The 8,401-nt window shown below is 62.4% G+C and carries 10 protein-coding genes and 1 pseudogene; 6 read left to right on the top strand and 5 right to left on the bottom strand.

What is annotated here, in order from left to right; translation table 11 throughout:
* Positions 1 to 210: 210 nt before the first annotated feature.
* The 4 genes from phbB (at position 211) to AWB76_RS38090 (ending at position 3,373) form a co-directional block, all read left to right on the top strand.
* A complete protein-coding gene (phbB, locus tag AWB76_RS38105; protein WP_061165240.1) occupies positions 211 to 954 on the top strand; it encodes an acetoacetyl-CoA reductase in 744 nt (247 codons plus the stop codon).
* A 78-nt stretch (positions 955 to 1,032) separates the two neighbouring features.
* Entirely contained in the window at positions 1,033 to 1,251 is a 219-nt protein-coding gene (locus AWB76_RS38100) for a hypothetical protein (RefSeq protein ID WP_061165239.1), read from the top strand.
* Between the two features lie 110 nt (positions 1,252 to 1,361).
* Positions 1,362 to 1,691 (top strand): hypothetical protein, encoded by a 330-nt coding sequence (locus tag AWB76_RS38095; protein WP_061165238.1) that lies wholly within the window; start codon positions 1,362 to 1,364, stop codon positions 1,689 to 1,691.
* Positions 1,692 to 2,719: 1,028 nt separating this feature from the next.
* Positions 2,720 to 3,373 carry an HAD family hydrolase gene (locus AWB76_RS38090; protein WP_061165237.1) on the top strand — a complete coding sequence of 218 codons (654 nt, stop codon included), beginning with the start codon at positions 2,720 to 2,722 and terminating at the stop codon, positions 3,371 to 3,373.
* Here AWB76_RS38090 and AWB76_RS38085 read toward each other — a convergent pair.
* From AWB76_RS38085 to AWB76_RS38075, 3 genes are all read right to left on the bottom strand, one after another.
* On the bottom strand, positions 3,370 to 3,843 hold the full coding sequence (locus tag AWB76_RS38085) for a ferredoxin reductase domain-containing protein (protein ID WP_061165236.1): 474 nt from the start codon (positions 3,841 to 3,843) through the stop codon (positions 3,370 to 3,372). The genes AWB76_RS38090 and AWB76_RS38085 overlap by 4 nt on opposite strands.
* A 294-nt stretch (positions 3,844 to 4,137) precedes the next feature.
* Positions 4,138 to 5,247, bottom strand: a complete 1,110-nt coding sequence (locus tag AWB76_RS38080; protein WP_061165235.1) for a glycosyl hydrolase — start codon at positions 5,245 to 5,247, stop codon at positions 4,138 to 4,140.
* Positions 5,248 to 5,794: 547 nt separating this feature from the next.
* Complete coding sequence (locus tag AWB76_RS38075) at positions 5,795 to 6,388, bottom strand: hemerythrin domain-containing protein (RefSeq protein ID WP_061165242.1); 594 nt, start codon at positions 6,386 to 6,388, stop codon at positions 5,795 to 5,797.
* Positions 6,389 to 6,549: 161 nt separating this feature from the next.
* Between AWB76_RS38075 and AWB76_RS38070 the strand changes: the two genes are divergently transcribed.
* On the top strand, positions 6,550 to 7,230 hold the full coding sequence (locus tag AWB76_RS38070) for a CBS domain-containing protein (protein WP_061165241.1): 681 nt from the start codon (positions 6,550 to 6,552) through the stop codon (positions 7,228 to 7,230).
* Positions 7,231 to 7,256: 26 nt separating this feature from the next.
* Here AWB76_RS38070 and AWB76_RS38065 read toward each other — a convergent pair.
* Positions 7,257 to 7,804, bottom strand: a pseudogene (locus AWB76_RS38065) (SDR family NAD(P)-dependent oxidoreductase).
* A complete protein-coding gene (locus tag AWB76_RS42825; RefSeq protein WP_279616479.1) occupies positions 7,756 to 7,989 on the bottom strand; it encodes an SDR family NAD(P)-dependent oxidoreductase in 234 nt (77 codons plus the stop codon). Before AWB76_RS42825 ends, AWB76_RS38065 begins: the two are co-directional and overlap by 49 nt.
* A gap of 175 nt (positions 7,990 to 8,164) precedes the next feature.
* Between AWB76_RS42825 and AWB76_RS41955 the strand changes: the two genes are divergently transcribed.
* The coding region (locus tag AWB76_RS41955; protein ID WP_208606666.1) for a hypothetical protein at positions 8,165 to 8,401 on the top strand (237 nt) is incomplete at its 3' end.

Genomic DNA, 8,401 nt, shown 5'->3' with positions numbered 1-8,401 from the left:
GCGACGCGAAGAAGGGTCTGGCGTCGCTGTGTATCGGCGGCGGCATGGGTGTCGCGCTGGCGGTGGAACGTCCGTAACGCATGCAGTAGGCAGGCGCCGCGCGCGCGGCTCGACGCGTCATTAAATCAATACAAGCGTCGGGCAGCATGGTCGCGCGGGGCGCCGTACCGAGATTCATCAACCTGAGAGATTTTGACGAGGAGTATCAGCATGACTAAGCGAATCGCAGTGGTGACGGGCGGCATGGGCGGTCTGGGCGAAGCTATCAGCATGAAGCTGCACGACGCGGGTTACGCCGTCGTCGTGACGCATTCGCCGGGCAACGCCAAGGTCGGCGAATGGCTCGCGAGCATGGATCGCCAGGGCTACAACTTCCGCGCGTACGGCGTGGACGTCGCCGATTACGATTCCGCCCAGCACTGCGTGGCGAAGATCCAGGCCGAAGTCGGCCCGATCGATATCCTCGTGAACAACGCCGGCATCACCCAGGACACGACGTTCAAGAAGATGACCAAGGTGAATTGGGATGCCGTGCTGCGCACCAATCTCGATTCGGTCTTCAACATGACCAAGCCGGTCTGCGAAGAAATGGTGTCGCGTGGCTTTGGCCGCATCATCAACATTTCGTCGGTGAATGGCTCGAAAGGTCAGATCGGCCAGACGAACTATGCCGCGGCGAAGGCGGGCATGCACGGCTTCACGAAGTCGCTCGCGCTCGAAGTCGCGAAGAAGGGCGTGACCGTCAACACCATCTCGCCGGGCTATCTCGCGACCAAGATGGTGACTGCGATTCCGCAGGAGATTCTCGACACGAAGATTCTTCCGCAGATTCCGGCCGGGCGTCTCGGCAAGCCGGAGGAAGTCGCGGCGCTCGTCGCGTTCCTCTGCTCCGACGACGCGGGCTTTGTCACGGGGTCGAACATCGCGATCAACGGCGGCCAGCACATGAGCTGATGCCGGGAAGCGGCGCGCGTATCGGCGCGCGCCGCGTTGCATCGCATCGATTCAAACTTCATCTGAACCATCCGTGCCATGAACAATTTCGGCGCACGCACACTCCTCTATAGCGTCGGTCATCTCGATACGGCGATCGAACACTTCGAGCAAGTACTGAATCTCGAAGGCGCGAATTCGCTCTTTTCCAAGACATACTGGCGCGCACGGGTCGTGCAGGCGATTTCCACGCCCGGCCTCGCGCCGAGTCAGCATTCGCGTTTGCAGCACCTGCTGGATCGCATCGCGCAGGCCTGAGCGCGAACATCGCATCGATCGTGAACACAGCGCCTTTCCTCTGATCTGTGAAGAAATTCGCGAGCGCTTGTACCATTCGGACCGTATCTCAAAATTCACGGTCCACCAGCATGATTTCCTACCTAAGATCGATGATCGCGACGCCACGTGTGTTCGGCGCGATCGCAGTCACTTGCCTGCTCGCCGCGTGCGGCACGACGAACGGCGTCACGGCAGGCGCGCAGCCCGACACATACACCGTCACCGGCAAGGCAACCGGCACGCGCATGTCCTGGGTGACGGCGCGCAACGCCGCGCTGGATGCCGCCACCGACTATTGCAAGCAGCGCTCGCAACGCGTCGCGATCAGGTCGGAAGCGACGAGCGGCGTGCGTTCGCTCGAAGAGCAGACGTCGACCGTTTCGTTCACTTGCGTGCCGGAGCATGCCGCACGCGGCTGAGCAATTCCTCCGACGACAGCACCGCCGCGCGCACGAAGCCGCTCGTCAGCGCGCCCGCGCTGGGCCAGCGTAGTGGATAGTCCTGTGTTTATATGGAATCCTGAATTCTTTGCGGGCTATTAGCACCGCCCCTGTGCGGGGCGGCAGTCACTTTCTTTGCTGCTGCAAAGAAAGTAACCAAAGAAAGCAGCTTCTCAGGCCCGCGGTCACACGCGATTTGGGTAGTTCTCTCGTCCTCGGTGGCACTCGCCTAAAGAGTGCCCTCATCATAATTACCGGGCTTGGATCGCGCACGGTCTGACAAGCTAGTCGCTCCAAAGTGCTGGTTCAGCACGAAAGGGTTCCGGCACAGCGCTGCGCGCTGCCGCCGGGTATGCAAGGGAAACCAGCCTGACGCTTGGGCGGTGAGATGGAAGTGTTAGCGAGAAAGCGCACGCCGACCCGATTGACCCATCGGCCGCGAAGCGGGGCCGGAGCTATTTCGTGCTGAACCGATTTGCTATGTGGTACGAAGCGGCAGACCGTGCGCGATCCAAGCCCGATGGGGCCTACGAGGGCACTCCTTAGGCGAGTGCCACCTTCAACGAGAGAACTACCCAAACTACGTGTGACCGCGGGCCTTAACGAGCTGCTTTCTTTGGTTACTTTCTTTGCAGCAGCAAAGAAAGTGACTGCCGCCCCGCATAGGGGCAGCGCGAATAGACCAACACGAAAACGGGATCCGGCAAAAAAAGAGAATGAAACGTGAAGCGCTCGGCCTCGACGAATCGTGACGCGCCATCAGCATCGCGGGGATTTCGGTTTCCATCGCCGTAGTCGAACTCGGGACGTCCCCCCGCGATCACGCCGACGCGAAGTGTTTGCTTATGATCTCGTCCTTCGGAAAATTGAAGTCGTGTCGATGCATGCGCAAATATTATATGGCCGTATAGATAAACGCTACGCCGGAAGCGGCGGGCGACGAGGGCGTGATAGGCTGCGCCAATCTCGCGGCGACCGGCGCGCGAACGACAGGGGAAGAACCAGCTTTGATCAAAGCCATCTTGTGGGACATGGACGGCACGCTCGCGGAAAGCGAGTCGCTGCATCTGAAGACGTTGATTGCCGCGCTCGCGCGCCACGGCGTGGAAGCGGGCGAGGAGATGCATCCGCTCGTCTTCGGCAAGACAGGGCGCGAAGTGCACGCGCTGTGCCGTGAGCGCTTCGGCCTTTCGGTGGATTTCGCGGAGTGGTCGATGTACCGCGCGCGGACTTATCTTGAGAACGCGCCCGGTCTCGTGCCGCGTCCCGGTGCGCTCGAGGTGTATCGGGCGGCGAAGGCGGCGGGGATCACGCAGGCGATCGTGTCGAACGCATCGCGGATGCTGCTCGAAGCGAATCTGCGGGCGCTCGGCATAGAAGAGCCATCGCTCGTGACCATCAGCGTCAACGATGTGCGCGAAGGCAAGCCGAGTGCGGAGCCGTACGAGCGCGCGGCGTGGCTGTTGCGGCTCGCGCCCGAGGAAGTGATCGCGGTGGAAGACAGTCCGACCGGCGCGCGCGCCGCGATCGCAGCGCACATGCGCGTGCTGGCATGGCCGTTCGACGACGAAGGCGCCGCGCTCTTTCCGCCGCAAGCGCAGATCGTGCGCTCGCCGCGCGAACTGGCGCGCGCGCTGGGGCTCGATCCGGCTGCGTTCTAACGGTTTGCGCTAGCCGATTTCACGCCGCGTGGCGAGTCGTTGATCACGATCTTGTGGATGTTCGATGCATGCACCCACTCGCGCGCCTGACGCTCGACGAGATCCGTGAAAGCAGGCGGCCCGCTGCAAAAGATTTGCGTGCTGGCGTGAGTCGGGCTCATCGCGGAGGCGCTTTTCTGCGCGAAGAGATCGTCGGGCAGGTCGAAATGCTGATAGACCTTGCCGTGACTGCGCAGCGCATCGAATTCGTCGACGAGAGCCGCGTGATCGGCCGATCGCGCGAAGTGGTGCAGCTCGAATCGCCGGCCTGCCGACGCGAGCCGTCTCGCGAGTGCCACCATCGACGCCGCGCCGAGTCCGCGGCAGTAAAGAATGGAGCGCACGCGTTCATTGCGTGCGAACGGCGGATTCTGCGGAATGCAGACGAGTGTCTCGTCTCGTTCGATGACCGGCATCAGGTTGTCGCGCATATCTTCTCCAATAGGACCCTGCATCCTCCGCGAGCGAAGGACGAAGCAAGGTATGGATCGTATGGGATGGCCAACCCGGTTGTCGGAAGGGCAGGCTCGCAGTCAGGTTAGGGTGCAGCGCAGCCGCCGGCAAGCCGCTCTGCCGGAATACCAGTCATATAGTCGTGCCGATAAAGCACGCGTCCCGATCAGGGAAATCGCCTATTTTCAGGGGCTGAAACGCAACGAGCGACCGCAAAGGGTCGCTCGTGAAAACAAGGGTTCGTTCAGCGGGGCGTTGGAGCCCCGCGCACATTACATCGGATGCGTGGCCACGAAGTTCTTGTACGACCAGTAAGCCGGCTTCGTCGTTTGACCGTCGGACTTCATCAGGCCGAAGTTGCCTTCGTTGTCGTCGTAAAGCTCGAATGCCTGGATCGACTGGAGGTTGTACTTCGACGCGACGCTCTGGAACTGCGCCATCATCGTGTTGCCGACCATGTAGTTCGCGATCGCCTGATCCGAGCCGTAGTTCGGACGCACGCCGAATTCACTGAGCCATACCGGCTTGCCGAACGAATGGAGGACGCCCAGCATGTCGTAGCAGCCCGTGCCGCCGCATGCATGCGTCATGTCTTTCTGGTCCGAATACCAGTGCCATGCGGTGATGTCCCAGTTCACGGTCGGATGGCCGCGGGTGCCGTCGGGTTGCGAGCCGTCCATCAGCATCTGGAAGAACGCGTAGTGCAGCCACGTGCCGTTCACGACGATCTTCGCCGCGTTGTCCCGCGACTTCACGCCGGCGATCAGGCCGCGAATCACGCCACGCGCGACGACGAAAGGCTGGTTCTTGTAGTGCGTCCAGCTCGTGCCATCGACGTTGCCATTGAGCGCTTGCGCTTCGAGTTCGTTACCGACCTCGTAATACTTGTACTTGTAGGTGCTCGCGACTTGCTGACCGAGCGTGTAGGCCGCGTTATAGGCGTCCTGCTCCGAATTGAAGCCGGTGCCGAGCAGAATCACGGGGTACACGGTCACGCCGCTGGCGGCCATCGTCTGCGCCATCTTCGCAACGACCTTCGCCGAGGCGAGGTTGTACACGTCGTTACGATAGATCGTCGCGCCGATGTCCTTCAGTTGCGCGAGCTGCGTCGCCACGGACGTCGCGTCGTACGCGCCGCCGTTCGTGTTGCGGCCGTTCGCGCCGTAGAAGATGGACGTGCTGGTCGCCGCCTTGGCGGTCGATTCGGGCGCGGCCGAGTCCGATGCGGTCGCGCTCTTGCCCGTCGCGTCGAGTGCGGTGTCGCCGCCGCCGCCGCAAGCTGCGAGCAACACGCTCGTGAGCGCCGCCGTTGCGATGGCCGCGGCCTTGCGCGCCGAGAAGAAATTGAAGCTGCGAATAGAGGTCTGGTTAGTGTTCGTCATTGCGTTAGCAGTGCTAATGTATTTGCATAAGGCTCGTAAAACCCAGGACGCTGCCGGACCTCTTCAGTGACTTTTGATGCCCTCGGGTACCTCAGGCATCGCGCTCATCCGTGTTGTCGTCGAGATGACACTCATTAGTCATCCAAACTACATGCTCAGAGCAAGTTTGTCTGCCCGCCGCCAAAGTGGAGACGCTGCGGAACAAACCGGACGGCACGGATTCACTGTTGGGTCCAGTGCGCGATACGGCAAGCGCTCTGGATGGCGGAGTAGGGCAAACGATTGCGCTTACCCTCAAGGCCTTACGAAATGACAAGCCAGCTCAGTTCGAAGGCGTCGTAGTCTGGAACCCGGTAACGTTTGCGTGTGCGGTCAAAATTTCCTGATATTTCGGAGATTTTGCGTCACATCGGCAACCGTTGCCGAAACCTGACCAACGGCAGCAAGGTTATCGTCTTATGAGATGAATGTAAATCCCTGTCACAGTAAAAAAATCTGCTGTTGTGTTGCAGTGGCAGAAAAAATTACTTCATAGGAATGACCGATTTCACTCGATCGTTTTCTCGACTGCCGGCACCGCCTTTGCAATCAGGCGATACAGGCTTTCGAAGCTCTCGCCTTCAAAGGTGGCTTCGTGAAAGGGGTCCGAGCGGTCGCCGGCGGCGGCGTCGATGCGCGCCCAGTCGACGTCCGTCAGATGACGTTCGACGGCAGGAAGAATGACCGTCTCTTCGACGCGCCGGTGGTTCGCGCAAAACTCGACGTATTCCTCCATGATCGTGCGCAGGCCGAATAGCGCCGCCTGGCCCTTCAGCTCGAAGCGCGTGAGCGCGTGCTCCAGATCGCGCAGCCGCACATCGCCCGCCAGGTGCTCGCGATGCAATTGGTCCAGGACAGCGTTGAACTCATCGGTGCGGCTTCGCAGTGCCGCGAAGAGCACGCGATCCTCCATCGGATGATGAAACTGCTCGGGATATTCGCGGATGTAGTAGAGCATCGCGCGCAGCACGATGGGATCGGGAGGCTCGCTGCCGTCTCCGAGTCTATGGACGAAATCGAGCATGGCCGCCGTCACGGAAGCGAGGCGCTTGTGATCGAGCCGGATGACGTGAATCACGGCGTGTTCTGTTGTATCTTTCATGACGGCTCCCATGAGTAGCTCCGCATCCGCAGGCACGCGGACGCGAAAGGGTCGCCCTCATTTTTTCATCGTGTCCTTCTGCACGATTGACCTGCATCAACGGCACGGCACCCGCCGTGGCGCTTATCAGAACGCTGCTTTCTTCAACGAAGGAGATTGACGTGCGAGCTGCTGACATCATGACGACATCGATCGTATCGGCCAGTCCCGACATGTCCGTGCGCCAGGCCGCGGGCACGATGGTCTTCGCGGGCATCAGTGGAATGCCCGTGATCGACGAGGACGGCACCTTGCTCGGCATCGTCACGGAGGGCGATCTGATGCATCGCGCGGAGATCGGCACTGGCGTGAAGCAGCGTGCTTGGTGGCTGGAACTGGTCGCATCGACGCGCGAACTCGCGAGCCAGTATGTCAAGGAGCACGCGAGAAAGGTCAGGGACGTGATGACCACCGACGTCGCGACCGTGACCGAAACATGCCCGGTCGCCGACATCGCCGAGCTGCTCGAACGCAAGCGCATCAAGCGCGTGCCGGTGATGCGCGACGGCAAGGTGGTCGGCGTCGTGAGCCGCGCCAATCTGATTCGCGCGCTCGTGACGATGGCGCCCGAGTTGCCCGTCGATGCCGATATCAGCGACCACTCGATCCGCGAGGCGGTCATCGCCGCGATGTCGGCGCATCCGTGGGCGTTGGCGCGGGAGAATGTCATCGTGGAGAACGGGACCGTGCACTGCTGGATTCCGGCGACGAGCGAGGACGCAACGGATGCCATTCGCGTCGCTGCCGAAAATGCGCCGGGTGTGAAGGACGTCGTGACGCACGCCGGTCCGCCGCGGGGCTAGCCGCGCGCTGTCACTCGATGTGCCGGTCAGATGAAGCTCGCGCCGCCATTCACGGCGATCGTCTGCCCGGCGATGAACGCGTCGCCGATGACCATCGTCACGACGTCCGCGACTTCATCGGCTTCTCCCAGCCGACCGACGGGTAGCCGCTCCGCCAGGTTCGATGCCTTGAGCGGACCGGCCATCTCGGTGTCGATCGGTCCGGGCGCGATGGCGTTGACCGTGATGCCATCGCGTGCGAGCCGGGCGGCATAGCCGCGCGTCAGACCTTCGATGCGTTGTAGTGAATGCCCACGAGACCCGGCCCGCGCGCCGCCGCCGACGACAGATTTACGACGCGGCCCCAGCGCCGCGCGCGCATGCCGGGCAGCACGGCCTGCGTGCACAGAAACGCCGACTTCAGATTGACGGCCAGCGTGCGATCGAACTCGGCTTCGGTGAGATCGTCGAGATCGATCATCGTCGCGGTGCCTGCGTTGTTCACGAGAATGTCGATGTGGCCGAGGCGCCGTTCGATGTCGGCGATCATCGCGTCGACGTCGTTGCTGATCGATACATCGGCGCGCACGGCGATCGCGCGATTGCCGGCGCGTTCGATTTGCGCGATGAGGTCGGCGGCCTCGTTCCCCGCTGCCGATAATTCACCGCCACCGATGCGCCGCGCGCGGCGAGAGCGAGCGAAATCGCACGACCGATGCCGCGCGAGCCGCCAGTCACGAGCGCGATGCGGCCGTTCAGAGTGAAGGTATCGGCGGGCATGGGCAGGGTCCTTCGTCGCGAGTGGGAAGGAGCTAGTTTGCGCGCGTTGGTGTGAGTGCGCTGAGTGTCGTTCCGCGAAGGGCTCGCGGCGAGGGAGTCTTCAAAAGAAAAAACCGATGCCGTGTGACGGGCATCGGTTCTTTCCTTCCGCTTTACCGCTCGATCAACGGCCGCCGTGGCCGCCGCCGCCGCCGCCACCGCCACTGCCGCCGCCGCCACCGTGGCCGCCGCCGCTGCCGTTGCCGTTGCCGTTGCCTCCACCGCCGTGGCCGCCGCCGCCGTTGCCGCCACCGCCGTTGCCGCCACCGCCGTTGCCGCCACCACCGTGGCCGCCGCCGCCATTGCCGCCACCGCCGTTGCCGCCACCACCGTGGCCGCCGCCGCCATTGCCGCCACCGCCGTTGCCTCCACC

Origin of the sequence: Caballeronia temeraria (genome assembly GCF_001544795.2) — a bacterium.
In the GTDB taxonomy this organism is placed as follows: domain Bacteria; phylum Pseudomonadota; class Gammaproteobacteria; order Burkholderiales; family Burkholderiaceae; genus Caballeronia; species Caballeronia temeraria.
Note: the sequence above shows the minus strand (reverse complement) of the source record. Positions and strands in the feature narration are given on the sequence as shown.